The 26,293-nt window shown below is 73.8% G+C and carries 28 protein-coding genes; 10 read left to right on the top strand and 18 right to left on the bottom strand.

The features are described 5' to 3' along the window. Nucleotides 1–474: 474 nt before the first annotated feature. Nucleotides 475–1,254 (bottom strand): isoprenyl transferase, encoded by a 780-nt coding sequence (locus tag ACHZ99_RS27830; RefSeq protein WP_420307518.1) that lies wholly within the window; start codon nt 1,252–1,254, stop codon nt 475–477. A 462-nt stretch (nt 1,255–1,716) separates the two neighbouring features. Here ACHZ99_RS27830 and mgrA point away from each other — a divergent pair, with 462 nt between their 5' ends. Beyond that, the gene (mgrA, locus tag ACHZ99_RS27825) at nt 1,717–2,754 is read left to right on the top strand and encodes an L-glyceraldehyde 3-phosphate reductase (protein ID WP_420307517.1); all 1,038 of its coding nucleotides are present in this window, start codon (nt 1,717–1,719) and stop codon (nt 2,752–2,754) included. A 291-nt stretch (nt 2,755–3,045) separates the two neighbouring features. On the opposite strand, the gene ACHZ99_RS27820 is transcribed toward mgrA, so the two are convergent. Continuing rightward, nucleotides 3,046–3,774, bottom strand: coding sequence for a prepilin peptidase (locus ACHZ99_RS27820; protein WP_420307516.1), 729 nt, complete (start codon nt 3,772–3,774; stop codon nt 3,046–3,048). A 373-nt stretch (nt 3,775–4,147) separates the two neighbouring features. Here ACHZ99_RS27820 and ACHZ99_RS27815 point away from each other — a divergent pair, with 373 nt between their 5' ends. The 4 genes from ACHZ99_RS27815 (at nt 4,148) to ACHZ99_RS27800 (ending at nt 6,582) form a co-directional block, all read left to right on the top strand. Next, nucleotides 4,148–4,573, top strand: coding sequence for a DUF192 domain-containing protein (locus tag ACHZ99_RS27815; protein WP_420307515.1), 426 nt, complete (start codon nt 4,148–4,150; stop codon nt 4,571–4,573). Nucleotides 4,574–4,708: 135 nt separating this feature from the next. After that, on the top strand, nt 4,709–5,647 hold the full coding sequence (locus ACHZ99_RS27810) for a hypothetical protein (RefSeq protein WP_420307514.1): 939 nt from the start codon (nt 4,709–4,711) through the stop codon (nt 5,645–5,647). Between the two features lie 205 nt (nt 5,648–5,852). Next, nucleotides 5,853–6,221: a hypothetical protein gene (locus tag ACHZ99_RS27805; RefSeq protein WP_420307513.1), complete on the top strand. Its 369-nt coding sequence runs from the start codon at nt 5,853–5,855 to the stop codon at nt 6,219–6,221. Between the two features lie 142 nt (nt 6,222–6,363). After that, nucleotides 6,364–6,582, top strand: a complete 219-nt coding sequence (locus tag ACHZ99_RS27800; RefSeq protein ID WP_420307512.1) for a DUF397 domain-containing protein — start codon at nt 6,364–6,366, stop codon at nt 6,580–6,582. Nucleotides 6,583–6,626: 44 nt separating this feature from the next. On the opposite strand, the gene ACHZ99_RS27795 is transcribed toward ACHZ99_RS27800, so the two are convergent. The 4 genes from ACHZ99_RS27795 to ACHZ99_RS27780 form a co-directional block, all read right to left on the bottom strand. Beyond that, entirely contained in the window at nt 6,627–7,253 is a 627-nt protein-coding gene (locus ACHZ99_RS27795; protein WP_420307511.1) for an OmpA family protein, read from the bottom strand. A gap of 13 nt (nt 7,254–7,266) precedes the next feature. Then, the gene (locus ACHZ99_RS27790; protein WP_420307510.1) at nt 7,267–7,812 is read right to left on the bottom strand and encodes a hypothetical protein; all 546 of its coding nucleotides are present in this window, start codon (nt 7,810–7,812) and stop codon (nt 7,267–7,269) included. Between the two features lie 64 nt (nt 7,813–7,876). After that, on the bottom strand, nt 7,877–8,545 hold the full coding sequence (locus ACHZ99_RS27785; RefSeq protein ID WP_420307560.1) for a pilus assembly protein TadG-related protein: 669 nt from the start codon (nt 8,543–8,545) through the stop codon (nt 7,877–7,879). Beyond that, nucleotides 8,542–8,748: a hypothetical protein gene (locus tag ACHZ99_RS27780; RefSeq protein WP_420307509.1), complete on the bottom strand. Its 207-nt coding sequence runs from the start codon at nt 8,746–8,748 to the stop codon at nt 8,542–8,544. Before ACHZ99_RS27780 ends, ACHZ99_RS27785 begins: the two co-directional genes overlap by 4 nt. Before the next feature lie 302 nt (nt 8,749–9,050). On the opposite strand from ACHZ99_RS27780, the gene ACHZ99_RS27775 reads away from it, so the two are divergent. Further along, the gene (locus ACHZ99_RS27775; RefSeq protein WP_420307508.1) at nt 9,051–9,932 is read left to right on the top strand and encodes an LLM class flavin-dependent oxidoreductase; all 882 of its coding nucleotides are present in this window, start codon (nt 9,051–9,053) and stop codon (nt 9,930–9,932) included. Between the two features lie 28 nt (nt 9,933–9,960). Here ACHZ99_RS27775 and ACHZ99_RS27770 read toward each other — a convergent pair whose 3' ends face one another. From ACHZ99_RS27770 to ACHZ99_RS27735, 8 genes are all read right to left on the bottom strand, one after another. Then, nucleotides 9,961–10,860 carry a DUF5936 domain-containing protein gene (locus tag ACHZ99_RS27770; RefSeq protein WP_420307507.1) on the bottom strand — a complete coding sequence of 300 codons (900 nt, stop codon included), beginning with the start codon at nt 10,858–10,860 and terminating at the stop codon, nt 9,961–9,963. A 15-nt stretch (nt 10,861–10,875) separates the two neighbouring features. Further along, nucleotides 10,876–11,811: a type II secretion system F family protein gene (locus tag ACHZ99_RS27765; protein WP_420307506.1), complete on the bottom strand. Its 936-nt coding sequence runs from the start codon at nt 11,809–11,811 to the stop codon at nt 10,876–10,878. Beyond that, on the bottom strand, nt 11,811–13,145 hold the full coding sequence (locus ACHZ99_RS27760; RefSeq protein WP_420307505.1) for a CpaF family protein: 1,335 nt from the start codon (nt 13,143–13,145) through the stop codon (nt 11,811–11,813). Before ACHZ99_RS27760 ends, ACHZ99_RS27765 begins: the two co-directional genes overlap by 1 nt. 2 nt (nt 13,146–13,147) lie before the next feature. Then, on the bottom strand, nt 13,148–13,477 hold the full coding sequence (locus ACHZ99_RS27755; protein WP_420307504.1) for a TadE/TadG family type IV pilus assembly protein: 330 nt from the start codon (nt 13,475–13,477) through the stop codon (nt 13,148–13,150). Nucleotides 13,478–13,677: 200 nt separating this feature from the next. Further along, a complete protein-coding gene (locus ACHZ99_RS27750) occupies nt 13,678–15,417 on the bottom strand; it encodes an AAA family ATPase (RefSeq protein WP_420307503.1) in 1,740 nt (579 codons plus the stop codon). Next, nucleotides 15,414–15,563 (bottom strand): hypothetical protein, encoded by a 150-nt coding sequence (locus ACHZ99_RS27745; RefSeq protein WP_420307502.1) that lies wholly within the window; start codon nt 15,561–15,563, stop codon nt 15,414–15,416. Before ACHZ99_RS27745 ends, ACHZ99_RS27750 begins: the two co-directional genes overlap by 4 nt. A gap of 10 nt (nt 15,564–15,573) precedes the next feature. Continuing rightward, nucleotides 15,574–16,287: a Flp pilus assembly protein CpaB gene (gene cpaB, locus ACHZ99_RS27740; protein WP_420307501.1), complete on the bottom strand. Its 714-nt coding sequence runs from the start codon at nt 16,285–16,287 to the stop codon at nt 15,574–15,576. A 10-nt stretch (nt 16,288–16,297) separates the two neighbouring features. After that, complete coding sequence (locus ACHZ99_RS27735) at nt 16,298–17,221, bottom strand: hypothetical protein (RefSeq protein ID WP_420307559.1); 924 nt, start codon at nt 17,219–17,221, stop codon at nt 16,298–16,300. Nucleotides 17,222–17,569: 348 nt separating this feature from the next. Here ACHZ99_RS27735 and ACHZ99_RS27730 point away from each other — a divergent pair, with 348 nt between their 5' ends. Beyond that, complete coding sequence (locus ACHZ99_RS27730) at nt 17,570–19,288, top strand: chitinase (RefSeq protein WP_420307500.1); 1,719 nt, start codon at nt 17,570–17,572, stop codon at nt 19,286–19,288. Nucleotides 19,289–19,398: 110 nt separating this feature from the next. Here the strand turns inward: ACHZ99_RS27730 and ACHZ99_RS27725 are convergent, their stop codons facing one another. After that, the gene (locus ACHZ99_RS27725) at nt 19,399–20,718 is read right to left on the bottom strand and encodes an Nramp family divalent metal transporter (protein WP_420307499.1); all 1,320 of its coding nucleotides are present in this window, start codon (nt 20,716–20,718) and stop codon (nt 19,399–19,401) included. Between the two features lie 186 nt (nt 20,719–20,904). On the opposite strand from ACHZ99_RS27725, the gene ACHZ99_RS27720 reads away from it, so the two are divergent. After that, nucleotides 20,905–22,254, top strand: coding sequence for a M14 family metallopeptidase (locus ACHZ99_RS27720; protein WP_420307498.1), 1,350 nt, complete (start codon nt 20,905–20,907; stop codon nt 22,252–22,254). 99 nt (nt 22,255–22,353) lie between these two features. On the opposite strand, the gene ACHZ99_RS27715 is transcribed toward ACHZ99_RS27720, so the two are convergent. Further along, nucleotides 22,354–22,557 carry a hypothetical protein gene (locus ACHZ99_RS27715; protein ID WP_420307497.1) on the bottom strand — a complete coding sequence of 68 codons (204 nt, stop codon included), beginning with the start codon at nt 22,555–22,557 and terminating at the stop codon, nt 22,354–22,356. Nucleotides 22,558–22,650: 93 nt separating this feature from the next. Here ACHZ99_RS27715 and ACHZ99_RS27710 point away from each other — a divergent pair, with 93 nt between their 5' ends. After that, entirely contained in the window at nt 22,651–23,625 is a 975-nt protein-coding gene (locus ACHZ99_RS27710) for a GlxA family transcriptional regulator (RefSeq protein ID WP_420307496.1), read from the top strand. A 5-nt stretch (nt 23,626–23,630) separates the two neighbouring features. On the opposite strand, the gene ACHZ99_RS27705 is transcribed toward ACHZ99_RS27710, so the two are convergent. Both ACHZ99_RS27705 and ACHZ99_RS27700 read right to left on the bottom strand, forming a co-directional pair. Further along, nucleotides 23,631–24,044: a RidA family protein gene (locus ACHZ99_RS27705; protein ID WP_420307495.1), complete on the bottom strand. Its 414-nt coding sequence runs from the start codon at nt 24,042–24,044 to the stop codon at nt 23,631–23,633. After that, nucleotides 24,041–24,790 carry an IclR family transcriptional regulator gene (locus tag ACHZ99_RS27700; protein WP_420307494.1) on the bottom strand — a complete coding sequence of 250 codons (750 nt, stop codon included), beginning with the start codon at nt 24,788–24,790 and terminating at the stop codon, nt 24,041–24,043. The genes ACHZ99_RS27705 and ACHZ99_RS27700 overlap by 4 nt, the downstream gene beginning before the upstream one ends. A gap of 194 nt (nt 24,791–24,984) precedes the next feature. On the opposite strand from ACHZ99_RS27700, the gene ACHZ99_RS27695 reads away from it, so the two are divergent. Further along, nucleotides 24,985–26,271, top strand: a complete 1,287-nt coding sequence (locus ACHZ99_RS27695) for an alanine racemase (RefSeq protein WP_420307493.1) — start codon at nt 24,985–24,987, stop codon at nt 26,269–26,271. Nucleotides 26,272–26,293 lie beyond the last annotated feature (22 nt).

The raw sequence follows: 26,293 nt of genomic DNA, 5'->3' as shown, positions 1-26,293 counted from the left end.
GCGGGAACCAAGCGCGCACATGCACCACCTAGATGTGCAACAAGATCCCGGGCTGGTGTCAACCCGGCTGGTGTCGATCGTGAAAGACCTGCTCGCCGGCAGGGCGAACGGGCGGCGTGAGCCAGGAATCCCCCTCCTGCTTCGGCCGGGGAAGGGTTCGGCCCGGAGGGACGAACCCCCTCGGATGAGGTCGGCACGCGACGCGAGTCGCGGGGATCGGGCCGGGCGTACGGCCCCGTGCGCCACGCGGGCGCGCGGGACCGGGCACCGGCCCCCCGCGTCGTCCGTACGTGCGACGGTGCGCTGCGCACGGACCTCGTGATGCGGCACGTGGTGCAAAGGGCCCTCCCGGGCGGGCGGTGCGGTGGACCGCCTGCTAGCACGGATATTCCCTCGCGAGCCCCGGGCCATGCAATGCCTGTGACCGGCGGGCCGTCACGGTGAACAGGTGGTGAAGCCCGCGCCGGAGAGGTTTCAGCCGCCGAAGCGGCGGTGGCGGGCCGCGTAGTCCCGCAGGGCGCGCAGGAAGTCCACGCGGCGGAACGCGGGCCAGAAGACCTCGCAGAAGTAGTACTCGGAGTGCGCCGACTGCCACAGCATGAAGCCGGACAGCCGCTGCTCGCCGCTGGTGCGGATCACCAGGTCGGGGTCGGGCTGGCCGCGGGTGTAGAGGTGCTCGGCGATGTCCTCGACCTCGACGGTCTCGGCCACGTCGGCGAGCGTACGGCCCTGGTCGGCGGCGTCGCCGAGCATCGAGCGGACCGCGTCGGCGATCTCCTGCCGGCCGCCGTAGGCGACGGCGACGTTGACCAGGACGGCGCCGCTGCCGGCCCCGGTGGCCACGTCCAGGGTGGCCTCCTCCGCCTCCTTGAGCACCCGCTGGGTCCGCATGGGCAGCAGGTCGAGGTTGCCGACGTGGTGCACCCGCGCGGCGCCGTCGGCGGCGACGCCGGAGACGGCGTCCTCGATGATCGTGAGCAGCGGGTTCAGCTCCCCCTCCGGCCGGTCCAGGTTGTCGGTGGACAGCAGCCAGAGGGTGAGGACCTCCACGTCGGTCCCGCGGCACCAGCGGATCAGCTCGTGGATCTTCTCGGCGCCGGCCTGGTGGCCCTGCGCGGTGGTGCCGCCCGCGGCGCGGGCCCAGCGCCGGTTGCCGTCGAGGATGACGCCGATGTGCTTGGGCACACGGTCGGGGTCGAGCCGGCGCTCCAAGCGCTTCTCGTACACGCGATACACGATGCCGCGCCAGGTCATCCCGCGTTCAGCCCTTCCGTCGCACGATCGGAGTACCCCCGGAAGGCGCAACAGTACTGCCCGTCGTGCCACAGTCCTGTCACAGGGGCGCACCGGCTTCGTGATAGGCAGGATCCGTCAACCACCCGCCCTGAAGGACAGGCTTGCAAGTGGAGCACGGCCGGCCGACGCGCGGCCCCCGGTGCCCGGTACGGCCAGGCCGTACCGGGGCGGTCGGCCGCGCCGCCCCGCGGCCACCCGCCCCGAAGGACGGGGGAGCCGCCGCGAGCCGCCTGCGGGCGGCGCACGCCCCGGCGGGCCGGTCCGGGCGCCGACCGTGTCCCCACCGGCATGTGGTTCATGCCTTAATGCTCGCAGATCCGTAATTCCGCACCTTATAGGACAATCTGGCGCTCCGCGCCGCCAAGCTCAGCATCCGATCCCGCCCGGGAGTGAAACCCGGGCTGCCCCGAAAGAATCACGATGAACAGTCTCTTGCCCTACCTGCCGGCAGACACCCGCTACGACGCGATGACGTACCGCCGGACGGGTCGCAGCGGCCTGAAGCTCCCGGAGATCTCCCTCGGCCTCTGGCACAACTTCGGCGACGACCGCTCGCTGGAGTCGCAGCGCGCCATCCTGCGGCGCGCGTTCGACCTCGGCGTCACCCACTTCGACCTGGCGAACAACTACGGTCCGCCGCCCGGCTCCGCGGAGGAGAACTTCGGCCGGCACTTCGCCGCCGACTTCGCCCCGTACCGCGACGAGCTGGTGCTGTCGACCAAGGCCGGCTACCTGATGCAGCCCGGCCCGTACGGCGAGTGGGGCTCGCGCAAGTACCTGCTGTCGTCCCTGGACGCCTCGCTGCGCCGGATGGGTGTCGAGTACGTCGACATCTTCTACTCCCACCGCTACGACCCGGACACCCCGCTGGAGGAGACGATGGGCGCGCTGGCGTCCGCCGTGCAGCAGGGCAAGGCGCTGTACGTCGGCGTCTCCTCGTACACCGCGGAGCAGACGCGCGAAGCCGCCCGGCTGCTGCGGGAGATGGGCGTGCGGCCGCTGATCCACCAGCCGTCGTACTCGATGATCAACCGCTGGACCGAGGACGACGAGCTGCTCGACACCCTGGAGGCCGAGGGCATGGGCTGCATCTCCTTCGCGCCGCTGGCGCAGGGGATGCTGACCGACAAGTACCTCGACGGCATCCCGGCGGGGTCGCGGGCGACGCAGAACAAGTCGCTGGACCCCGAGCTGCTGACCGAGGAGGTCGTGCGGCGGCTGCGCGGGCTGAACGAGATCGCCGGGCGGCGCGGGCAGTCGCTGGCGCAGCTGGCGCTGGGCTGGGTGCTGCGGGACCCGCGGATGACGTCGGCGCTCATCGGCGCGTCGAGCGTGGCGCAGCTGGAGGCGAACGTCGCGGCCCTCGGGGCGGCGGAGCTGACGGCGGCGGAGCTGGCGGAGATCGACGGGTTCGCGAAGTCGACGAGCGGCGTCAACATCTGGGCCGGGCGCGGCTGAGGACGCCGCCCAGGGCCCCAGGGCGCGTCCGCGAGCGCGGCCGGGCGGGAAAGGGAACGGGCCGGTCCGTGGGGGGGATACGGACCGGCCCGAGGGGGGGAGTTCCACCATAACCCAGGGTGAGGGGTGCTCAGTACCGGAACGGGCGCGACACCTCGAAATGTGCTCGCGCGGTGACGGTGCGTATACGAACTCCGCTGCGATCAGGTCACCCGCAGGAGGCGTTCCGCGGGTTGCCGCAGGGGCCCGGGGGGCGTACGGGGCGTACGCGCGGCACCCCCGCCGCGCCGCTCAGCCGGCGACCAGCCCGCCGGCGACCAGCCCCGCGAAGGCCCCGGCGATCATGAACGGGCCGAACGCGATGCCCGTCTTCCGGCCGACCCGGCGGGCCGCCAGCATGGTCACCGCATACCCCGCGGCCAGCAGCAGACCGGCGAAAGAGCCGGTGAACAGGACGTCCCAGCCGTACCAGCCGAGCGCGACGCCCAGCACGAGCGCCAGCTTCACGTCCCCGAAGCCGAAGCCCGCGGGGTTGATGAAGAAGAGCACGAAGTAGACGCCCCCCAGCGTGATGCCGCCCAAAAGGGCGCGCGTCCACGATCCCGCGCCCCCTATGAGCGCCGCACCCCCCAACAGCACCACAGCCGCCCCCGCGAGCGGCAGCGTCAGCACGTCCGGAAGCCGCCGCACCGCACGGTCGACGGCGACGAGCAGCACCCAGAACGGGGCCAGCAGCAGCCAGACGGCCAACTCGGGCTCCGCCCCGGCGGCCGCGGCGAGCGCGGCACAGGCGACGGCCGTCGCGGCGAGAGGAAGCAGGGTCCCCGGCCCGTACGGGGCGCCGCCGCACTCCTTGCACGCCGCCGGGCCGGCCCAGCCGCGGAGAGGGTGGTCCCGCGGACAGCGGTCGCGCCACGGCTCACCGGCGGCCACGGAGAGCCGGTGGGCGGCCCGGGGCAGCAGGGCGCCGGCGCCGGCGCCGTAGGCGGCGGCGAGAACGACGAGGAGGACGGCGGGCACGGGGGTGAGCCTAATGGCGGGTATGGGTGGTGGGAGGAGAGGGTGCGGAGGCTGGGACGAGATCGGGACGCGGAGGGCCGCGGGCCGGGGGCCGGGGCTGAGCCGGGGGCCGCGGGTCGGGGGCCGGGCTGAGCCGAGGGCCGCCGGGGCCCGCGCTGTACGTGAGGCCGGGGCCGGAGCCGGGGCCGGAGCCGGGGCCGGAGCTGGAGTCCGGGGCCCCGGGGCCCGGGCTGCGCCTGCGGCCCGGCGCCGGGGGGGCGGGGCCGGTCGGGGTCCCGGGGCGGGGCGGTACGGTGGCGGCTCGGCGCCCGGTGGCCCGGCGGGTCCGCCCCCGGCCCCGGGCTCGTAGCAACGCCACGGGGAGATGCCCGCGATGCCCACCTGGCCCGACGGACCGGCCACGCTCACCGTCGGCCGCGCCCCGGATCCGCTGCCGCTGGAGGTGGCCGCCTCCTTCGCCCGCCGCAGCCGCGGCCTCCTCGGCCGCGACGGCCTCGCCGGCGCCCTCCTCCTCACCCCCGCCCAGGGCGTGCACACCCTGGGCATGCGCTTCGCCATCGACGTCGCGTACCTGGACCGCCGGCTGACGGTCCTGGCCGTACGCACCATGCCCCCCGGCCGCGTCGGCCGCCCCCGGCTGCGGGCCCGGCACGTACTGGAGGCGGAGGCCGGCGCGTTCACCCGCTGGGGCGTACGGCCGGGGGTGCGCCTCGCCGTGGGGGCCGCGCCGGATGCGGGGCCGGAGGCCGGGCCGGGCGCGGGGCCGGAGGCAGGATCGGAGCGGCCGGGGGAAGGCTGACCAAGGGGTGGCCGCCCGGGGGGCCGGGGCGTCAGTGGCGATCGCTACGATCGAAAAACGACCGTGATCGTGGCCGCCCGGCGGGCGGCGCCGGCCGCCGGGCGGACGACGTACAGACGTACAGGGGGCACCACCGTGGGGATATTCGGTCGCAAGCCGCGCCGCGACGGGCGGGAGACCACGCGCGACCCCTCGTTCGACTTCTTCTCCGAGGACGAGGGCGCCCGCTTCCGCGCCGGCGTCCACGCGGCGTTCGCCGAGCAGGGGCTGGAGGTGACGGTCGGCCCGGACGCCGTGACGGACAGCGCGGGCAGGCAGTTCGGCCTGGGCAACCTGGCGGCGGTCTGCCACAACGACAACCGCGGCCCGCGCGTCTGGCCCGAGCTGACGCGCCGCCACATCGGCATCATGCTGCGGGCGATGGACGGCCCGTCGGTGCTCGACACGATGCCGGCGGAGACGTTCCGCGCCCAGCTCTACCCGCGGCTGCTCCCCGACGAGATGGCCGGGTCCGACGGCTTCGACTACGCGCGCCCGCTGGCGGAGGGGCTGCGCGAGGTCCTGGCGCTCGACCTCCCGGAGAGCGTCATGGTCCTCCCCCGCTCCTCGCTGGAGCCCTTCGGCGAGGTGGGCGCGCTGCGCGAGCGGGCGCTGGACAACCTGCGGGGGCTGCCGGTCGAGGCGCACGAGACGGTGGAGCAGGAGGAGGGCGCCCGCGTCGACGTCGTGATGGGCGAGTCGATGTTCACGGCGAGCATGGTGCTGACGCTGGACGAGCTGGTCCCCCGGGTCACGGGCCGGGGCCTGAGCACGGACGGCGCGCTGGTCGCTGTGCCGTTCCGGCACCAGCTCGCGTTCCACGCGATCCGCGACCGGCATGTGGTCGCGGGCCTCAACACCCTGGCGCAGTTCGCCGCGGCGGGGTTCGAGGAGGGGGTCGGGCGGATCACGCCGGACGTCTACTGGTGGCGGGCCGGTTCGCTGACGCGGCTCAGCGCGATGGACGACGAGGGCATCAAGATCATGGTGGACGCGGAGTTCCAGGCGGTGCTGGAGCGGCTCATAGAGGGCTGAGGCCCGGGGCGGTTCGGCGCCCCGGCGGGGGCCGGGGTCCGGGTGCGGGGCGTACGGGAGTTGCGCGGCGGTGGACCGGCGGTGGACCGCGTACCAACTCCCCGCGGCGTGCTTCCGGGCGCCCTGGTACGCGCGCGTGCGGCGCGCTTACGGTGGTGTGCCGCGGGAGCCCGCAGCCCCGTAGCCCGAACCTAAGGAAGCAGCCGTGGCCGACTGGTGGTCCATCGAGGTGTTCGACGCCCACTCCTCCGCGCTGCGGTGGCGGGACGCGTACGAGTACGCGCTCGTCGAGTCGGCGATCAGCCTCCGGGCGTCGAGGTGGGAGTGGCACGTGCACTCCCGCGGGATCGTCTTCGAGATCGCGTTCCGGGAGGAGAGCGACGGGGAGGCGTGGTGGCAACTCCCCGGCGTACGGGCGGCCCTGGACGCCGTACCCGACCCGGCGGCCGGACTCGTCGTCCGCCGCGGCCCGGGCGCCGGCTCCGGCTGCTGCGGCGGCAGGAGGCCGGGTGCGGTGGGTGCGCCGCGGTCCGTGGGGACGGTGCGGCCCGAGGGCGGAAAGACGAGCCGGTAGGGATCCCGGCGCGCCGGTGGTGCGGACGGGAACTATGTGCCGGTCTGTGTCGTCCTTCCTTTCAAGGTCTTGTGCCCGCATTGGGCGGCCTTGGGCGTGCCGCGGTCCGGCGCGCGGGTACGTGGCGTAAGGCGGGAGATCCATGAGCACCGAGCACGGCCCTGACGGCCTGGTATGGCGGAGGAGCAGCTACAGCAGCGGGGCCGGGGCGAAGTGCGTGGAGGTCGCCGCGGCCGACGGGGCGGTGCACGTACGGGACTCGAAGACGCCGCAGGGGCCGGTGCTGACGTTCACGCCGGATGCGTGGGCGGCGTTCACGGTGTACGCGTGCCGGACCCCGGGCACGGTGCGCCGCTTCTGAGCGCCGCGCACGGCCGGTAGCCGGACGCCGGGTGAGGTGCCGGGTCACTGCCCGCGGGGGAAGCTCACCTCCACCCGCCGGTTCTGCTTCCGCCCGGCCTCGGTGGAGTTGTCGGCGATGGGGTAGTCCTCGCTGTAGCCGCGGACGACGTAGGTGATGGCCGCGGACTGCAGGGTGCTGGTCAGCTCCTGGTGAACGGCGTTGGCGCGGTTCTTGGAGAGGGTGATGCCGTGCGCGTAGGAGCCGAGGTTGTCGGTGAAGCCGAAGACGCGCACGGTGTCGGGGGAGTTCTGCTCGATCTCGTCGGCGATGGCCGCGATCCGGGACCGCGCCTGTCCGGTGAGCCGGGCGCTGTCCATGGGGAACAGCACCTCGGCCTGGAGGGCGATGGTGATGGTCGAGTTGGTGTCGGACCGCCGCTCCTCGCCGCCCTCCGTCTCGACGACGGAGACGATGTCGAGGACCTTGGGCTCGTCGAGGGTGGCGCCGTCTTCGAGCTGGAGATCGGGGTCGTTGGCGTCGGTCTCGACGGGCGGCGGTGCGGAGGTGCTGGTGCCGGGCGGGGAGGAGGGGACCGGAGGGGCGTCCTGGGCGGGGAGCGCGTGCGCGACGCCGGGGGTGGCGACGAGGAAGGAGGCGAGGGCGAGCGCGGTGGCTGTGCGGGAGGGCATCGCGGTGCGCACCTCACTCCGTGATCTCGACTGTGACGGGCGGGAACGTGGGCAGTTGGAACTCGACCTCGGTGGTCTCGTCCGGTGGTGCCGGGAATTGGATGTAGACGGGGACCGTCCTACCCGCTTCGAGGATGGTGAGTCCGGCGGTGCAAAGGCAACGCTTGTCGGTGTCACGCAGAGCGTAGTAACGCTTCTTGCCGTCCGGATCCACCAGCGTGGCGCCCATGAGTGAGGTCTTGTCCACTCCTTGCTCACTGCCGGCCCACAGGTGGGTGTCGATATAGTCCCCGTCACCGGTGTTCTCCAGCTCTCCGTTCAACGTCACGAAGCCGCCGGAGTCCCGCTGGAGTTCCATGACACCGAGCACGACGCCTGCTTGGTTTTTCACCTCGGCGATGGGCTCCTCCGGAACGTCCTCCCCGCCCCCCTCCTTGCCCGCGTCTTCCTGGCCGTTCTTGTCCTGTGCCGCCGAGGACTCGGACGACTTCTCGCCTTCGTCGCCATCGTCGCCGCTGCCGCAGGCGGCGGTGAGCGCCAGGCCCGCGGCCAGCGCCACGGCGGCGACTCCTCTGCGCGCCCTGCTCGTGCCCCACATACTCATTGCCAGGTTCCTTCGCAGTTCAGTCGACGAGACGTACGGAGAAGAGGTCGCCGGGGTCGGGGAGAACGTCGAGATCGTCCGGGTCGATGGACCAGTCACGACCGTCGCAGTCGAGTTCGAGCGGTGGCTTGTCCCGGTTCTCGTCGTCGTCCGCGTCGTCGCCGCCGCTGCCTCCGCCATCGTCCTCGCCCCGGCCGTCGTCCTCTCCCCCGTCCCCGGTGTCGTCGGGCTCCCGGAGTTCGCAACGGGATTCGAGGACCGCGGTGGCGGTGGCCTCGGAGCGTTTACTCTCCGTTCCCGGGACGAGGGTGTCATCCACGGCCTTCCGGTTGCGTACGGTCACGGTGAAGCCGTCGTCCGGGTCGTACACGCGGTCGCACGAGGTCGTGTCCGCGTCGTTCTTGGCAGCGAAGTCCTGCGCCGCGGCGCAGGCGGACCCGTACTCGAAGCCCTCGCCGCCGAGGATGTCGTCCCACGACCCCGGGTCGAGGACCGTGTCGAGGAGCCCGTCCGACAACTGCTCACGCGCGTCGTGCGCGGCCGCGAGAGCGGCGGCATCGGCCGCTCCCTGGGCGTCGTTGCGGTTCGCCGCGGCCTGGCCGACGGCGAAGTACGCGACGGCGAGGAACAACAGGCCCGCGATCGCAGTGATATAGAGCGGGAACGCCTGCCCGGCATCGGACCTCAGCCGATCTTGTCGATCTGCGACTTGATCTTGCTCAGGATCATGTCCCCCAAGCCCGACTGGATCAGCACCAGGACGATCACCACGCCCACCGCGATGATCCCCAGGTACTCCACCGCCGTCTGCCCCCGATCGCGCTCGCGTCCGCGGCGCAGCCGCTGTGTCGCGGCCAGGGACCTCAGCAGCACGTCGTTGGGTTTCCACATGCGGTCTACCTCCGGAGTCGGACAACGCGGCCGTTGCCGTCGGTCCGTAAAGCCAATTGTGTTCTGTAACGGCGGACTTGGCGTCAGGAACGGCCATTTTCCGTCCTCCCCCTCGCCAGCCGCGTTACACCCTGCCGCGGCGGCCCGCCCGCAGTGCGCGGCGCGCCCGTGCGCAGCGTAACCGGCCGCTCGCCGACTGTCCCACACCCCCCTCGCGCCTGCGAAGAGGGCGGCGCGGAATACCCCGCGGCGCCGGGGCGGTGCTGCCGGGTGGTGTCGGTGGGGGCGGGTACGGTCGGCGCATGACGAGACTTGCGACCGTGTTCATTCCGCAGTTCGCTCCCGAGCAGCTCCGTCCCGTGGCCGAGGCCGCCGACGCGGCCGGGGTCGATGAGCTGTGGGTGTGGGAGGACTGCTTCTACGAGAGCGGGGTCGCCACCGCCGCCGCGGTGCTCGCCTGGACCGAGCGGGTGCATGTCGCCATCGGGATTCTGCCGGTGCCGCTGCGGAACGTCGCGCTGGTCGCCATGGAGGCCGCCACCCTGCACCGGCTGTTCCCCGGGCGGGTGACGCTCGGGGTGGGGCACGGGGTGCAGTCGTGGATGGGGCAGGCCGGGGCGCGGGCCGCGTCGCCGTTGACGTTGCTGCGGGAGCATCTGACGGCGCTGCGCGCGCTGCTCGCCGGGGAGCGCGTCACCGTCGACGGGCGGTACGTGAAGCTGGACGGCGTGGAGCTGGCGTGGCCGCCGGAGCAGGCGCCGCCGGTGCTCTCCGGGGGTACGGGGCCCAAGACGCTGCGGCTCACCGGGGAGGCGGCCGACGGGACGATCCTCGCCGGGGGTGCCTCGCCCGAGGTGGTGCGGGAGGCCGCCGAGGCGGTACGGGCCGGGCGCGCGGCGGCGGGGCGTACGGGCGGCGGCGGGGAGCACCCGCTTGTCGCCTCCGTCCTCGTCGCCAGCGGCCCCGGTGCCGAGCGGCGCCTCGCCGACGACGCCCGCCGGATGGGCTGGGACCCGGCCGCCGAGGCCCACGTCGCCGGGGACGCGGCGGCGGTGGCGGCCGCGGTGGACCGCTGGGCCGCCGCCGGGGCGACGACGGTGGTGGTGCAGCCCACCGCCGACGAGCCGGATCCGGTGGCCTTCGTCCGGTGGGTGGGGCGGGAGGTGCGTCCGCTGGTGTCGTGACGCCGCGGCTCGTCGTCCGTCCGCGGTGTCAGTCCGTCAGGATGCCGAACTCCGAGCCCGATCCCAGATACACCGCCGCCACCAGCAGGATGATCGTCGCGGGCACCATCAGGCTCGTGATCAGCAGCGTCGCCTTGGGGATCGCCCGGGACGCGCGCCGCCGCGCGTTCTGCGCGTCGGTGCGCCGCTGGTCCGTCGCGATCTGTATCAGCGTCTCCACGATCGGCGCGCCCAGGTCCTCGCCCTGCTGGAGCGCGGTGACGAACTGGGCGACCTGTTCGGAGTCGTTGCGGCGGCGCAGTTCCTCGAACGCCTGGCGGCGGGAGACGCCCATGTCCATCTGGCGCAGGGTGATGCGCAGTTCGTCCGCCCACGGGCCGGAGTAGCGTTCGCTGACGCGGTCCAGCGCCTGGCGGAAGCCGAGGCCGGCGCTGACGACCACCGCGAGGACGTCGAGGAAGTCGGGCAGCGTGCGCTCGATGACGTCCCGCCGCTTCCGTACGGCCGCCCAGATGCCGACCTCCGCCCAGCCGTAGCCGAACGCCGCGAGCACCAGGGCGCCGACCCACTGGCCGGACGAGAGCAGGGTGAGTGCGCCGCCGTAGCCGATGGCGGCGTAGACGGCGCGGCGGGCGGCGTAGCGGTCGATCGTGAGGCCGCCGGGGTTGCCCGCGCGGTCGATCTTGCGGCGCTTGTTCTCCACCGCCCGCCGGCCCATCAGCTTCAGCACCAGCGGCGCGAACCGCATCCCGAGCCGGTCGATCAGCGAGCCGACGGGGCTCGTGCGGGTGGCGCCGACCTCCAGGGCGACCTGGAGGTCGGTGGGGAGCTTGACCTCGGCGCGGTAGACGCGGATGCCGGTGAGGATTCCGAGGACGGCGAGGCCGGCGGCGGCGGCGAGGAGCAGGCCGGCGGTTCCGTAGTCCATGTGCGTCCGGCCCCCTCAGACGTCGATCTTCGCGAGCCGGCGGATGAGCAGGATGGCCAGCGCGTACAGCCCGAGGGCCACCAGCACCGCGCCCTGGCCGAGCGGCGAGGAGCCCATGCGCTCGATGGAGCCGGGCATCACCCGGTCGGTCAGCAGCAGGGTGCCGATGCCCATGACGGGCACGGTGTAGGCGGTGAGCGTGACCTGCGAGAGCTGGGTGCGCACCTCGCGGCGGGTCTCCTTGCGGTCGTTGAGGGTGCCGGTGAGGTTCCGCAGGGAGCCGACGACCTGGCCGCCGGCCTTGTTGGAGAGCACGAGCGTGGAGACGAGCACGGCCAGTTCGCGGGACGGCAGCCGCTCGGCGAGGTCGCCGAGGGCGTCGTCGAGCGGTACGCCGACGGCGAGCTGGTCGGTGACCTTGGTCAGCTCCTCGCCGGCCGGCGCCTCCAGCTCCTCGGCGGCCAGGCCGAGGGCGGTGCGCAGGGCGAGGCCGGCCTGGGTGGCGTTGGCGAGGATGCGGGAGAGGTCGGGGAGCTGGTTGATGAACGCCTCGATGCGTTTCTGCCGCTGCCAGTTGAGGAAGGCGTGCGCGCACCAGAGCCCGATGAGCCCGGCGAGCGGGCCGAAGAACGCGGCGAAGAGCGCGTCGGCGAGCAGCCAGAGCGCGGCGACGCCGGCGAGCACGTACACCGTGAACTCGCCGGGGGTGAGGTCGAGCCCGGTGGTCGCGATGCGCCGTTCCAGGTACCGGCCGATCCGCGTCGGCCGCACCCGCCGGTCGACCTCCGCGAAGCGGCGGCGGGGCCGCCGGTCGCCGGCGTCGGCGAGGCGGTCGAGGAGCTCGGCGCGGCGGGCGCGGCCGGAGGCGTAGACGGCGACGCCGCACACGGCGAGCGCCCCGGCGAGCAGGGACAGCCCGACGACGAGCGCGAACAGCTGCTGGCGGTCCATCAGCCCGCCTCCCTCGTCCGCAGATGCCGCTCCGACGGCGCGACCCCGAACGCCGGCGGCACGGGCTCGCCCGCGTAGAACAGGCGGTCGCCGGTCCGGCGCGGCAGCGGCGAGAACTCGAACTGCCCGCGCACGATCCGGTCCGAGCTGATCGGCAGGGCGCGGAAGCGGCAGACGGACACCAGCTGGTAGACCTCGCGGCCGCGGGACGACAGCATCACGATCTCGTCGATCTTGCGGGTGCCGTCGGTGTGCCGCGCGAGCTGCACGATCACGTCGACGGCCGAGTTGATCTGGTCGCGCAGCGCCTCGAACGGCACCTCCACGTCCGACATCGACGCCAGCGTCTGCAACCGCATCAGCGCGTCCTCGGCGGAGTTGGCGTGCACCGTCGCCAGCGACCCGTCGTGGCCGGTGGACATCGCCTGGAGCATGTCGAGCGTCTCGCCGCCGCGCACCTCGCCGACGATGATGCGGTCCGGGCGCATGCGCAGCGAGTTGCGTACGAGGTCGCGGATGGTGATACGGCCCTTGCCCTCCACGTTCGGCGGGCGCGACTCCAGCCGGATGACGTGCGACTGCTGCAACTGCAGCTCGGCGGCGTCCTCGACGGTGATGATCCGCTCGTGCTCGGGGATCAGCCCGGACAGCGAGTTCAGCAGGGTCGTCTTCCCGGCGCCCGTCGCGCCGGAGACGATGACGTTGAACTTCGCCCGCACCAGCCCGGAGAGCAGCAGCAGCATGTGCTCGTCGAGGGTGCCGAGGCCGATCAGCTCGGCCAGGGTGTACGAGCGCGGGAAGCGGCGGATCGTCAGGGTCGGGCCGGTGAGCGAGAGCGGCGGGATGATGACGTTGACCCGCTCGCCGGTCGGCAGCCGGGCGTCGACCATCGGGGTCGACTCGTCCACGCGGCGGTTGACGGTGGAGACGATGCGTTCGATGGTCTGCATCAGCTGCTCGTCGGAGGCGAAGCGCAGCGGCAGTTGCTCGACCCGGCCGGAGCGTTCGACGTAGATGCGGTCGGGGCCGTTGACCATGATCTCGGTGACGCTCGGGTCCTCCAGCAGCGGCTCCAGGATGCCCAGGCCGAGGGCCTCGTCCACGACGCGGCGGATGAGCTGCGCGCGCTCGGCGGTGGAGAGCACCGGGCCCTCGCGGCTGAGGATGTGTCCGAGGACCCGTTCCAGGCGGGCGCGCCGCTCGGCGGGTGACAGCGCCGACATCTCGGCGAGGTCGATCTCCTCCAGCAGCTTGGCGCGGTAGGTGGGGACGAGGGTCTCGCCGTGGCCGTCGGCGGGGTGGTCGGGGGTGGTGATACGGGCCCGGAGGCTCATCGTCAGTCCTCCCCCCGCGGCATGGTGGAGCTGCTCTCCACCGAGCCGAAGTCGCCGATGCCGGGGATGACGGAGGGGATCTGGACGCTGGCGGTGACGGTGACCTCGTCGTCGCCGGAGGAGACTTCGAAGCCGGCGTCCAGCCAGTCGCTGATGGACGCCGATCCGGCGGCCGCGGCGGACGACGGCGGGTCGTCCAGGGACTCCATCCGCGCGGCGGCGCGGGCGGCGGTGCCGGCCTGGGAGGCGGTGTAGGCGGCGACGCCCAGCTGGACGGCGGCGAGCGCGATGAAGATGAGCACGGGCAGGAAGCCGATGTACTCGATGGCCACGGACCCGCGGTCCCTGGCGCGATGCCCTCGCCGGGCGGGCGAGACCGGTGGGGCTGGTGTGCGGCCCCCGGCACCGGGCCGGGACGGGGACCCGCCGCCGTCGCGGCCGGCCGGCGCGGCCGGGGCCGGCGGGCCTTCGGCCGCCGGCGTGCGGCGCCAGGCTCCGCGGGACGCCTTCGTACGTGGTCCGCTGCGCACCCTCAGTCCCCCTCGTCCGTCGCGCCGGCGGTGCCGCTGACCGTGAAGGGGAAGTCGACACCGCCCGGGAAGAGGACGGGCACCTTCAGGTCGACGGTGGCGGTGGTGACGCCGTTCGACGAGCTGACCGACACCGAGGCGTCCCAGGCGTCCGGCAGGTCCTCCTCCGCCGCGGCGACGGGGTCGTCGCCGACGGCGGCGGCGCGGGCGGCCATGTCGGCGGCGTTGCCGGCGAGCGAGTAGGTGTAGCCGACGAGGACGAACTGCCAGACGACGACGAGGACGAGCGCGATCAGCGGCAGCATCCCGGCGAACTCCACCGACACCTGCCCCCGGTCCCCCCACCGCCGCCCGCGGCCGGGCGCGTGTCCGGGGGCCGGTCCCGGCGCGGGTCCCGGCGTCCCCGGCGGGCCCGGGGGCAGCGCCGGGCGGTCGCCGGGCGGCGCGACCTGCGGCGCGGGGAGCCCGCCCCGGCCGTCCGCGGCGCCCGCGCCCAGCGCGCGCTGCGCGCCGGCGCCCGGCGCCCCCGGGCCGCCGGGTCCGCCGGCCGCGCCCGCCGGGTCCGGGGTCGCCGTCAGCCCCAGCTCCCCCGCGACCGCCCACAGCGCCTGCCGCACGGTCGACTTCTGCTCCAGGTCCTGCAACCGCCCCGCGTCCACCAGCGGCTGCAACTCCTTGAACGCCGCCGGCACCGCCGTCCGCGCCACCGTCGTCCCGGTGGCCCGCGCGATGATCGACGGCTGGATCTCGGTGTGCCGGGTGAGCCGGTTGACCAGCACGACGGTGTCCTCCGCCTTGCGGATCTGCAGCCGGTCCCACAGCCGCAGCATGCGCTTCGCGCCGCGTACGGAGATCACGTCCGGCGTCGTCACGAGCAGCGCGACGTCGGCGAGTTCGACGGCGGCGGCGTTCGGCGTGGTGACCTGGCTGCCGCAGTCGAGGACGACCACGTCGTACCGCGATCTGAGCGCGCTGAGCGTCTGCCGCGCGGCCCGGTCGTCGACGTCCTCGCCGCGCTCGCCCTCCGAGGGGGCGAGCAGCAGGCCGAGGCCGGTGTGGTGGGTGAAGACGGCGTCCTGGAGCACCCGCGGGGAGATGTCCTTGATGCCGGCCAGGTCCGCGACCGAGCGGCGGAACTGCACGTCCAGGTACGACGCGATGTCGCCGGACTGGAGGTCCAGGTCGGCCAGCGCGACGTGCCGCCCGGCGGCCCGCGCGGCGAGCGCGAGCTGCACCGCCGCGACCGTGGCGCCGACGCCGCCCTTCGCGCCGCTGACGGTGACCAGCGTGCCGCCGGGCCCGCCGAACGCCTCCGGCCCGGTCGCGGCGCCGAGGTGGCGCCGGACGCCGCCGCTCCACTGGGCGGCGGCCTGCACCCGGGCGGCCAGTTCCTCGTACGCCAGCGGCAGCCCGACGACGCCGCGGGCGCCGGCGTCCATGGCGGCGGAGTAGCCGGCGGGCGAGGTGTCGGCGGTGACGAGGACGGTGCCGACGGCGGGGAAGCGCAGGGCGACGTCGCGGATCAGCTCCAGCGCGGGCACCGGCCCGATCCGCTCGTGGACGAGGAGCACCTCGGGCAGCTCGGCGACACCGGCGCCGGCGAGGGTGGCGAGGTGGTCGAGGAGCGCGACGGAGTCGCCGATCGGCGCGGCGGCCTCGGCGTCGGGCAGCTGGTGGAGCAGGGAGACGGTGGCGCGCGCGGCGTCGGGGTCGGCGATGGCGGCCTGGATGCGTACGGTCACGGGCGCCGGCCCCCCTCCGCCGGGTACGGGCGCGCGGGCGCGCCGCCGGTGCCGTACGCGGGCGCGCCGCGCGTCCCGTACGCGGTCAGGCCGCGCGTCCCGTGCGCCCGCCGGGCGGCTGCCGGGCGCTGGCTGCGGATGGTCATGTGCGACCCCTCACCGGTCCTCGTCGAGGGTGTACGTGCGGTCCTCGGGGGCGATGTCCGTATCTTCCTCGCCCGGGGCGACGAGGGCGAGACGCACGTGCGTGGCGAAGGACTCCGCGTACGCCACGCGCTGCGCGTCGGAGGTGCCGAGCGCGAAGGTGATCGGCACGGCCTCGCCCTCGTCGGCGCGCGGGTCGTCGTCGCCGGTGCGCTCGATCGGGGTCAGCTCGCCGACGTCGATGACGCGGGCGCCCGCGACGATCACCTGGGAGACGGGCTTCTCGCCGTCGCTGCGGGCGTCGAAGGTGGCGAAGATGTTGACCCGGGCGCCCGGGGTGATCTTCCCGGCGACGCCCGTGGAGGCGTCGATCATGATGGCGATCTCCTGCTGCCCGGGCTCCAGTTCGGGCCGGCCGCTGACCATGTCGCGCTGGAGCAGCGAGCCTTCCGTGAGCGGCGTGAGCGCGACCTTGCCGTCCAGTTCGTCCGGGTCGGTGACCGCGGTGTCGGGCAGCCACCGCTTCGGCATGGTGGTCTTCTCGTACTGGTCCGGCGCCAGCGGCTCGTACGCCTCGACGTCGGTGGTGAGCCGGTACGCGGTGGCCTCGTCGCCGACCTTGGACTCCACGTCGCTGACGAACGCCAGCACGCCGGCGAACGCGCCGAGTGCGACGAGGACCGACAGCAGGACGAGGATGATGCCGCGACGCTGGCGTGAGTTCATCGACGGGACCTCAACGGGTGTTCTCGGAGGGTGACGGTATCGCCGCGCCGGCGGCCGGAGCCGGCCCGGGCGGAGCGGGTACGAACCGGGGCGGCGCCGGTGACGGGGCGGCCGGGCCCGGCGGCACCGGGGTGGCGCAGAGCAGGCACCGGTCGCCGATGATCTCCAGCCCGCACCACGAGCAGCGCGCCCGCTGCACCGACGCCACCAGCCGGCTCAGCACCAGCGGGTCGGTGATCCCGGCGGCGAACTCGCACACCTTCTCCGTCGCCCACCAGGGCGCGGACGCCGCGGGCAGCGGCGCCGGCTCCCGCGTCTGCACCCGCCAGGCGGCGGCCAGTTCGCCGGTGACCCAGGCGGCGTCGAGCCGCCCGGAGGCGTGCACGAGCCCGGTGGCGAAGTCCGGGCCGGGCGGCACGGGGTCGCGGCCGATCCGTACCAGCAGCGGACGGGGCGCGGCGAGCACGGCGAACTGCGCGCCGGGCACCCAGGAGCGGGCGTGCGCGCCGAGGGTCACCGGCACCCGGTCCAGCTTGGCGACGCTGCCGAGCACGGCGCCGGCGTGGACGTAGTGGGTGAGCAGCCGGGCGGCGGTGGCGAGCACGCCGGCGCCGAGGTCGGCGGTGGCGAGCTGGAGCAGCTGGCGGGCGATGACGGCGACGGCGAGCGGCGGTAAGGGCAGCGGGATGAGCGCCATCCGGTCGCTCTCCAGCACGGACCGCACGGTGTGCAGCCGGCGGACCACGGCGGCGGGTGCGGCGGCGGGGTGGAGCACGACGAGGAAGCCGTGCTGCTCCAGCACGGCCGACACCTCGGCCAGCGCCTCCTCCAGGGGCTGCTCCCGCGGGTGGCGCAGCGCCAGGACCGTGGGGTCGGGGAGGCCGGGCGGGCCCTGCCGGCCGAGCGGCCCGTGCCGGCCGGGGGCGGGGAGCACGAGGTCGGGGCCGGTGACTGCGATGGCTGTTGGCACGTCGGGCGTCCCCCCACCGGTCTCAGACACGCTCTGAGCACCATAACCGCCACGTGGACTGCGAAAACACCTTTTCTGCAAAGAGGGTTGGGGCGCCGCGGGGCGGGCGGACGGCGCCCCGGGGCGGCGCCGCGGGGCGCGTCTCTGCTACGGGAGGACTTGACACCCGCATTGGTCTGGACCAAGTTGTGCGGCGCACACCCTGCACCGACCGGCACCACCCCTGCCCCGTACGTCCCGGCCCGCCACTACCCGCACGGTCCCGCTCCTCACGCGCTCCCCACGCGCTCCCCACCGGTTACGGAGGCCCCCGTGTTCCGAGCCCGCAGACCCCGCCCGCTCCGCAGTCCCCGCACCGCCCGATCCGCCCGCACCGCCTTCCGCCGGCTGGCCGTCGCCGCCGCCGGCGGCCTCCTCGCCACGCTCCTCGGCACCCCGGCGGCCACCGGCGCCGCGGCCAACCTCGTCCAGAACCCCGGCTTCGAGTCCGGCCTGAGCGGCTGGACCTGCTCCGGCACCGCCCCCACCACCGTCACCAGCCCGGTGCGCTCCGGCACCGGGGCGCTGCGCGCCACCCCGGCCGGGCAGGACAACGCCCGCTGCACCCAGACGGTCGCGGTGCGGCCCGACTCCGCGTACGAGCTGAGCGCGTGGGTGCAGGGCTCGTACACCTACCTCGGCGCCAGCGGCACCGGCACCACCGACGTGTCCACCTGGACCGCCGGGGCGTCGTCGTACAGCCAGCTGACGACCAGCTTCACCACCGGGCCGGACACCACCTCGGTGACGATCTACACCCACGGCTGGTACGGCCAGCCCGCCTACCACGCCGACGACGTCAGCCTCACCGGCCCCGGCGGCGACCCCGGCACCATCCCCGCCACGCCCACCGGCCTCGAAGTGACCGGCACCGCCGCCCGCTCGGTCTCACTGGGCTGGTCCCCGGTGGCCGAGGCGACGGGCTACCAGGTCTACCGCGACGGCACCAAGGTCCTCAGCACGTCCGGCGCCTCCGCGACCGTCACCGGGCTGACGCCCTCGACGGCGTACGAGTTCCGGGTGACCGCGACCAACGCCGCCGGCGAGTCGCCGCGGTCCGCGCCCGTCACCGCCACCACCACCCCGGACGACGGCGGCGGCGGCCAGGTGCCGAAGCACGCGGTCACCGGCTACTGGCAGAACTTCGACAACGGCGCGACGGTGCAGACGATCCGCGAGGTCCAGAACCAGTACGACATCATCGCGGTCGCCTTCGCCGACGCCACCACCACGCCCGGCGCGGTGACCTTCAACCTCGACTCGGCCGGCCTCGGCGGCTACACCGTCCCGCAGTTCAAGCAGGACATCGCCGCCAAGCAGCAGGACGGCAAGTCCGTGATCATCTCGGTCGGCGGTGAGAAGGGCCGGGTCTCCGTCGGCTCGTCGGCCGCGGCGGCGAACTTCGCCGACAGCGTCTACGCCCTGATGCAGGAGTACGGCTTCGACGGCGTCGACATCGACCTGGAGAACGGCCTGAACCCCACGTACATGACGGAGGCCCTGCGCCGGCTGTCGCAGCTGGCGGGCCCGGACCTCGTCATCACGATGGCGCCGCAGACCATCGACATGCAGTCGACGGCCGGCTCGTACTTCCAGACGGCGCTGAACATCAAGGACATCCTCACCGTCGTCAACATGCAGTACTACAACAGCGGGACGATGCTCGGCTGTGACGGCGGGGTGTACGCGCAGGGCACGATCAACTTCCTCACCGCCCTGGCCTGCATCCAGCTCGAAGGCGGGCTCGCGCCCTCACAGGTCGGCCTCGGCCTGCCGGCGTCGACGCGCGCGGCGGGCGGCGGCTACACCTCCCCGGCCGTCGTCAACAACGCGCTCGACTGCCTGACCCGCGGGACGAACTGCGGCTCGTTCAAGCCCCCGCGGACGTACCCGGACCTGCGCGGCGCGATGACGTGGTCGACCAACTGGGACGCCACCGCCGGCAACTCCTGGTCCAGCGCGGTGGGGCCGCACGTGCACGCCCTGCCCTGACCGCCGTCCGCGGCCGGCCGCCTCCCGCACTGCCGGCCGCGCCGACGGCCCCGGCCCGCCCGTCCAGGTCACCTGGGCGGGCGGGCCCTTTCAGCGGCGCCGGGGGCCGGTCACCAGGGCAGGTCCCGGATCTCCTGGACGCACACCACGAGGAACAGCAGTCCGGAGACGGTCAGCAGGACGTTGCTGAGCACGCCGTTGCGCCACTGCCGCGGGGTGCGGCCGGTGTTGAGCAGCCACAGCAGGGTCAGCGCCAGGAACGGCAGGAAGGCGGCGCCCAGCACGCCGTACGTGATGACGATGGCGAACGGCCGGTCGAGCCAGAGCAGCGTCATCGGCGGGAACGTCAGCCACAGCAGGTACGCCCGGAACGGCAGCGACCGCTCGCGCCCGCCCGCGGCGGTCTCCCGCGCGCCGCCGCCGTCGCCGGCGGTCGGACCGCGCCCGCCGAGCCGGCCGAGCCCGCCGCGCACGTTCGCCACGAAGTCCGCGAAGAGCAGGCTGACGCCGTGCCAGACGCCGACGAGCGAGGTGAACGAGGTGGCGAAGAAGCCGACGAGGAAGAGGTTCGCGGTGGCCGCGCCGTAGCGCTCCTCCAGGACGTCGCCGAGGTCCACCAGGCCGCCGCTCCCCGACTCCAGCGCGATGCCCGTGGCGTGCAGCAGCTCGGCGCCGACGAACAGCATGGCGACGACGAAGACGCCGGTGGTGACGTAGGCGACCCGGTTGTCCAGCCGCATCACCTTCAGCCAGCCGACGTCCGTCCAGCCCTTGGCGTTGACCCAGTAGCCGTACGCGGCCATGGTGATCGTGCCGCCGACGCCGCCGACCAGGCCCAGGGTGTACAGCAGCGAGTCGTCGGGCAGCGTGGGCCACAGCCCCGCGAAGGCGTCCCCGGCATTGGGGCCGACGCGGATCGCGACGTAGACGACGACCACGAACATCACGCCGACGAGGACGGTCATGACCTTCTCGACGACCGCGTAGCGGTTGAACCAGACGAAGGCCAGCCCCGCGAGGCCGGTGAGGATGCCCCACGTCTTCAGGTCCGGGCCGTCCGGGAAGAGCGCGACCAGCGGCAGCGCGGAGGACGACATGGCGGTGGCGCCGTAGACGAAGCCCCAGACGACGACGTAGACCGCGAAGTACCCGGAGGTCCAGCCGCCGAGGGTGCGCCAGCCCTCGAACAGGGTGCGGCCGGTGGCCAGGTGCCAGCGGCCGACGGCCTCGGCGAGGGCCACCTTGACGACGCACCCCACCACGGCGGCCCAGAGCAGGGTGTAGCCGAACTTGCTGCCGGCGAGCAGCGTGGCCACCAGGTCGCCGGCGCCGACTCCGGTGGCGGCCACGACGATCCCGGGGCCGATGTACCGCCACTTCGCCTTTCTCATCTCGGGTGGTGCGGACGCAGGCTCGGTGCGGTCAGCCATCAGCGGCTCCTTCGCAGCTCGTCCCCCCTGCGATCCCCGGCATTGAAAGGGGTCCGCGCACGGCCGCACAAGGGGGCGTACGCGCGCGGACGCACCGCTGCCTCTTGACCCGGCCATGCCAGAGTCACAACCATTGACGCGCACCATGCCGCACCCTCCACACACCCTCCACATCCAGGAGCAGGCATGCGACTACGCATACGGTCGGTGACCCTGACCGCGGTGCTCTCCCTCGCCGCCGCCGGCACCCTCAGCGCCGCCGGCGCGGAACCCGCCGCCGAACCGGCGGAGACCACGGCACAGGCACACCAGCGCGAGCAGGCCGGGCAGCCGGACCGGATCCACCAGTACGAGGTTGCCGGCCAGTCCGGCCGCGAGGCCCGTACCCGCCTCGCCGCCACCGGCGTCTCCGTCGACGAGGTACGCGACCACTCCGTGGTCGTCTCCGCCGACGGCGCCCGGGCCGAGCGGCTCCGCGCGCTCGGCTACCGGCTCAAGCGGCTCCCCGGCCCGCCCGACCGGCTCGCGGACCGCTCCCCCACCCCGCTCGACTTCCCGCCGGCCGACTCCGGCTACCACAACTACGCGGAGATGACCGCCGAGATCGACCGGCGGATCGCCCAGCGTCCGGAGCTGATCAGCAAGCGGGTCATCGGCACCTCCCACGAGGGCCGCGACATCGTCGCGCTCAAGATCAGCGACAACGTGAGCGCCGACGAGGACGAGCCCGAGGTGCTCTTCACCCACCACCAGCACGCCCGCGAGCACCTCACCGTCGAGATGGCGCTGTACCTGCTCGGCGAGTTCGCGGACGACTACGGCACCGACCAGCGGATCACCGACGCCGTCGACGGCCGGGAGATCTGGATCGTGCCGGACCTCAACCCGGACGGCGGCGAGTACGACATCGCCGCCGGCTCGTACCGCAGCTGGCGCAAGAACCGCCAGCCCAACCCGGGCTCCTCCGCGGTCGGCACGGACCTGAACCGCAACTGGGACTACCGCTGGGGCTGCTGCGGCGGCTCGTCCGGCAGCCCGTACTCCAGCACCTACCGCGGCAGCGCCCCCGAGTCGGCCCCGGAGGTCGGGATCGTCGCCGACTTCGCGCGCAGCCGGGTCGTCGGCGGCGAGCAGCAGATCACCGCGGGGATCGACTTCCACACGTACAGCGAGCTGGTGCTGTGGCCGTACGGGTACACGTACGACGACACCGCGCCCGGGCTGACGCGCGACGACCACGACGCGTTCGCCGCGGTCGGGGAGAAGATGGCCGCGAGCAACGGCTACACGCCGCAGCAGTCGAGCGACCTGTACATCACGGACGGGACGATCAACGACTACCTCTGGGGCGACCAGAAGATCTTCAGCTACACGTTCGAGATGTACCCGAGGTCGGCGGGCGGCGGCGGGTTCTACCCGCCCGACGAGGTCATCGAGCGGGAGACCAGCCGCAACCGGGACGCGGTGCTGCAACTGCTGGAGAACGCCGACTGCATGTACCGCTCGATCGGCAAGGAGGCTGAATACTGCGGCTGACGCCGCGTATCCGCGGCCGACGCACGTACCCGCGGCCGACGCCGCGGGCGCGCCCCCGCCCCCGCGCGGGGGCGCGCGCCGGCCGCGGCACCGGGTGGTTCAGGCCGCGCGGCCGTAGCCGTGCATCGCCTCGCGTACGGACAGGTTCCCGGCGGGTGCCGGGGTCTCGCCGCGCTCGGCGGCCTTGAGCCGGCGGTCGACGACGCGGTCGCGCCGGTCGAAGTACAGGGCCGGGCCGATCAGGACCGCGGCGACGAGGAGCAGGACCAGGGTTCCGACGGTGTAGTCCAGGATCGCGTTCATGTCCTCTACGATCCCGGATCCTTGCACACACAAACAGTGGCAGCTCTGCCAGAGGACTTCGAATTACTGCCATCGCGGTGTCATACTTGCCGCATGCTCTCCAAAGTCGTCTGTCTGCTCACCGACGAGGTCAACGCCTTCGAGCTGGGCGTCATCTGCGAGGTCTTCGGCATGGACCGCAGCGAGGAAGGGCTGCCGGTCTACGACTTCTCGTACGCCGCGCCGCGCCCCGGCCGCGTCACCATCCACCCCGGCCTGCCCGTCGACGTGCCGAACGGCCTGGAGCGCTTCGCCGGCGCCGACCTGATCGCGGTGCCGGCCGGGCAGAAGTTCGCGTACCGCGACTTCCCGCCCGAGCTGCTGCACGCGCTGCGCGAGGCGGTGGCGCGCGGCACGAAGGTGCTGAGCGTGTGCACCGGCGGGTTCCTGCTCGCCCAGGCCGGGCTGCTGGACGGCCGCCGCTGCACGACGCACTGGCTGTTCGCCGACCACCTGAAGCGCGAGTACCCGCGGGCGCTGGTCGAGCCGGACGTGCTCTACGTCGCCGACGGCCCGGTGCTCACCTCCGCCGGCACCGCCTCCGCCATCGACGCCTGCCTCGCCCTGGTGCGCGAGGAGCAGGGCAGCAAGGTCGCCAACGCGATCGCCCGCCGCATGGTCGTACCGCCGCACCGCGACGGCGGCCAGGCGCAGTACATCGACCGGCCGGTGCGCGGCACGTGCGACGACGACGCCATCGCCCGGGTGCTGGCCTGGCTCCAGGAGCACCTGGACGAGGACGCCACGGTGGAGCAGCTCGCCGCGCGGGCGCACCTGGCGCCGCGCACGTTCGCCCGCCGCTTCCAGCAGGAGACCGGGACGACGCCGTACCAGTGGCTGCTGGGCCAGCGGATCCTGCTGGCCCAGCAGCTGCTGGAGGAGACCGACGACACGGTGGACGCCATCGCCTCCCGCGCCGGCTTCGGCAACGCGGCCACCCTGCGCCACCACTTCCTGCGCCGGTTGGACACCACCCCGAACGCCTACCGGCGGACGTTCCGCGGCCCGGCCGCCGTCGCGGCGGGCTGAGCGCCTCAGCCGAGCACGGCCAGGCAGTCGATCTCCACGAGCAGCCCGGCGGGCAGCCCGACGTACACGGTCGTACGCGCCGCCGGCGGCTGCTCCAGCTCCGCGAAGTAGGCGTCGTAGATCTGGTTGAACTCGGCGAAGTGGGCGGTGTCGGTGAGGTACACGCGGATCATCACCGCGTCCTCCCAGGACGCGCCGCCCTCCTCCAGCACCGCCTTGACGTTGGACAGCGTCTGCTCGGTCTGCGCGCGCAGCGTCGGGCCCGCCGGGGTCGGCGCCTTGCCCTCCTCGGCCGGCAGGAAGCCCACCTGCCCGGCGACCTGGAGGATGTTGCCCTTGCGCACGCCCGCGGAGAAGCGGGCCGGCGGCGGTACGTGGTTGGCGGGGGTGACGGCGGTCTTCTGGGCCTTGTCGCTCATGAGGGCACTCTTCCGGAGTAGTCGTCGCTGATCGCTGCCGCCGTGCGGCGCAGCTGCGGGAGGAGGGCCATCAGCTCGTCCGCGGTGACGACGACGTTCGGCGCCGACAGGGAGCAGGCGGCCGCGGTCCGGCCGTCGGCCCCGCGGATGGGGGCGCCGATGCAGTTGATGGACTCCTCGTGGCCGCCGAAGTCGGTGGCCCACCCCTGCTCGCGCACGGTGGCCAGCTCGTCGAGCAGGGCCCGGGCGTCGGGCGTCGAACGGGGGGTGTACATGGGGTAGTCGAGCCGCTCGGCGACCGCGCGCCGCTCCGGCTCCGGCAGGTCGGCCAGCAGCAGCTTGGCCACGGCCGCGACGGTGATCGCGACGGGCCGGCCGATGCGCGAGTACATGCGCACCGGGTAGCGGCTGTCGACCTTGTCGATGTACATCACCTCGCGGTCCTCGTAGACGGCGAGGTGCACGGTGTGCCCGGTCGCCTCGCCGAGCCGGACCAGGTGCGGGTGGGCGATCTCGCGTACGTCCAGGCTCTCGGCCGCCGCCTGGGCGAGGGCGAAGAGCCGGGCGCCGAGGCGGTAGCGCTGGTCGTCCTGGCGGTAGACCAGGCCGTGTGCGTGGAGGGTGCGCAGCAGCCGCATGGCGGTGGTCTTGTGCACGCCGAGCCCGGTGGCGACCTGCTCCAGGCCGGCGGGGCCGTCGGCGAGCATCGGCAGGATGGCGAGCGCGCGGCCGACCGACTGGCTCATCGCGACCTCCCGCCGTTCCGTGGTGCCGTGGTGCCGTGGTGCTGTCGTGCCGCGGTGCCGTCGCGCTGTCCCGCTTCGCACCGCCCCGACCTGCCCGTCCACCGTTGACCGGCCGTTGGCCCGGATGTTAGACAGCGGTGTCGATATACGCAACGCACGTTGCACCATACGCAACCAACCTGCTGGAGGGCTTCATGGAAGCGCTGGCCGAGCTCGCGGAAGAACGTATCGACCACCGCTTCAAGGGCCTGCCGCCCGACGCCGCCGGCACGACCGTCGGCGCGCTCGCCGCCGAGCGCCGGTCGCTGTTCACCGGCGGCTTCACCACCCCCGTGCTCGCGCTCTCCGCCCCCGCCCTGAAGCACAACCTCGGCGCCCTCGCCCGCTTCGCCGCCGCGCACAGCCTCGCCTTCGCGCCGCACGGCAAGACGACGATGGCCCCGCAGCTCTTCGCCCGCCAGCTCGACCAGGGCGCCTGGGGCATCACGGTCGCGGTCCCGCACCAGGCGCGGGTGGCACGCGCGTACGGCGCCCGGCGGATCTTCCTCGCCAACGAGCTGGTCGACGCCGCCGCGCTGCGCTGGCTCGCCGCCGAGCTGGCCGCCGACCCGGACTTCCGGCTCGTCTGCTACGTCGACTCCGTGCGCGGCGTCGAGCTGATGGACGCGGCGCTGCGGGCGGCCGGGGCCGCCCGCCCGGTGGAGGTGACCGTCGAGCTGGGCGCCGGCCCCGGCGCGCGCACCGGGGCGCGTACGGAGGCGGAGTGCCGGGCGGTCGCCGAGGCGGCGGCGCGGGCGGGGACGCTGCGCCTGGTCGGGGTCGCGGGGTACGAGGCGGAGGCGCCCGGCGCGGACGCCGCGGTGGTGCGCGGCTGGATGGGGCGGCTGCTGGCGCTGACGGCGGAGCTGGACGCCGCCGGGCTCTTCGCGGACACCGGCGAGATCGTGGTCAGCGCCGGGGGCAGCGCGTGGTTCGACGCCGTCGCGGACGGCTTCGCGGCGGCGCCGGAGCTGTCGCGGCCCCTGCTCAAGCTGCTGCGCTCGGGCGCGTACATCAGCCACGACGACGGGCACTACAGCCGGGTGACGCCGTTCAACCGGGTGCCGGGCGAGGGGTCGCTGACGCCGGCGTTCCGGCTGTGGACGCAGGTGGTCTCGCGGCCGGAGCCGGGGCAGGCGTTCGTCAACGCGGGCAAGCGGGACGCCGCGTACGACCTGGACCTGCCGGTGCCGATGGCGGTCCGCGGCTACGACCCGGCCGGCGGGGCGGTGGGCGCGGAGCGGGCGGCGACGGGGATCACGGTGCGCAAGCTCTCCGACCAGCACGCCTGGCTGGACGTCGCCGAGGGCGCGGAGCTGGAGGTCGGGGACTGGGTGGCGCTGGCGCTGTCGCACCCGTGCACGATCTTCGACAAGTGGCAGCTGATCCCGCTGGCCGAGGCGGACGGTACGGTCACGGAGTACGTACGGACCTTCTTCTGACCGGCGGACGGGAGCGCAGGAC

Source organism: Streptomyces sp. MAR4 CNX-425, from assembly GCF_048656465.1.
In the GTDB taxonomy this organism is placed as follows: domain Bacteria; phylum Actinomycetota; class Actinomycetes; order Streptomycetales; family Streptomycetaceae; genus Streptomyces.
The sequence above is the reverse complement of the archived record's forward strand: the minus strand, read 5'-3'. Positions and strand labels throughout refer to the sequence as shown.

Excerpts from the sequence above, each read along its gene's own strand:
- ACHZ99_RS27720 (WP_420307498.1), top strand. The coding sequence starts at position 20,905 with ATGCGACTACGCATACGGTCGGTGACCCTGACCGCGGTGCTCTCCCTC.
- ACHZ99_RS27830 (WP_420307518.1), bottom strand. The coding sequence starts at position 1,254 with ATGACCTGGCGCGGCATCGTGTATCGCGTGTACGAGAAGCGCTTGGAG.
- ACHZ99_RS27725 (WP_420307499.1), bottom strand. The coding sequence starts at position 20,718 with ATGGCTGACCGCACCGAGCCTGCGTCCGCACCACCCGAGATGAGAAAG.
- ACHZ99_RS27800 (WP_420307512.1), top strand. The coding sequence starts at position 6,364 with ATGAGCACCGAGCACGGCCCTGACGGCCTGGTATGGCGGAGGAGCAGC.
- ACHZ99_RS27700 (WP_420307494.1), bottom strand. The coding sequence starts at position 24,790 with ATGAGCCAGTCGGTCGGCCGCGCGCTCGCCATCCTGCCGATGCTCGCC.
- cpaB (WP_420307501.1), bottom strand. The coding sequence starts at position 16,287 with ATGAACTCACGCCAGCGTCGCGGCATCATCCTCGTCCTGCTGTCGGTC.
- ACHZ99_RS27775 (WP_420307508.1), top strand. The coding sequence starts at position 9,051 with ATGACGAGACTTGCGACCGTGTTCATTCCGCAGTTCGCTCCCGAGCAG.
- ACHZ99_RS27760 (WP_420307505.1), bottom strand. The coding sequence starts at position 13,145 with ATGAGCCTCCGGGCCCGTATCACCACCCCCGACCACCCCGCCGACGGC.
- ACHZ99_RS27770 (WP_420307507.1), bottom strand. The coding sequence starts at position 10,860 with ATGGACTACGGAACCGCCGGCCTGCTCCTCGCCGCCGCCGCCGGCCTC.
- ACHZ99_RS27710 (WP_420307496.1), top strand. The coding sequence starts at position 22,651 with ATGCTCTCCAAAGTCGTCTGTCTGCTCACCGACGAGGTCAACGCCTTC.
- ACHZ99_RS27705 (WP_420307495.1), bottom strand. The coding sequence starts at position 24,044 with ATGAGCGACAAGGCCCAGAAGACCGCCGTCACCCCCGCCAACCACGTA.
- ACHZ99_RS27780 (WP_420307509.1), bottom strand. The coding sequence starts at position 8,748 with ATGTGGAAACCCAACGACGTGCTGCTGAGGTCCCTGGCCGCGACACAG.
- ACHZ99_RS27765 (WP_420307506.1), bottom strand. The coding sequence starts at position 11,811 with ATGGACCGCCAGCAGCTGTTCGCGCTCGTCGTCGGGCTGTCCCTGCTC.
- ACHZ99_RS27795 (WP_420307511.1), bottom strand. The coding sequence starts at position 7,253 with ATGCCCTCCCGCACAGCCACCGCGCTCGCCCTCGCCTCCTTCCTCGTC.
- ACHZ99_RS27695 (WP_420307493.1), top strand. The coding sequence starts at position 24,985 with ATGGAAGCGCTGGCCGAGCTCGCGGAAGAACGTATCGACCACCGCTTC.
- ACHZ99_RS27715 (WP_420307497.1), bottom strand. The coding sequence starts at position 22,557 with ATGAACGCGATCCTGGACTACACCGTCGGAACCCTGGTCCTGCTCCTC.
- ACHZ99_RS27745 (WP_420307502.1), bottom strand. The coding sequence starts at position 15,563 with ATGACCATCCGCAGCCAGCGCCCGGCAGCCGCCCGGCGGGCGCACGGG.
- mgrA (WP_420307517.1), top strand. The coding sequence starts at position 1,717 with ATGAACAGTCTCTTGCCCTACCTGCCGGCAGACACCCGCTACGACGCG.
- ACHZ99_RS27815 (WP_420307515.1), top strand. The coding sequence starts at position 4,148 with ATGCCCACCTGGCCCGACGGACCGGCCACGCTCACCGTCGGCCGCGCC.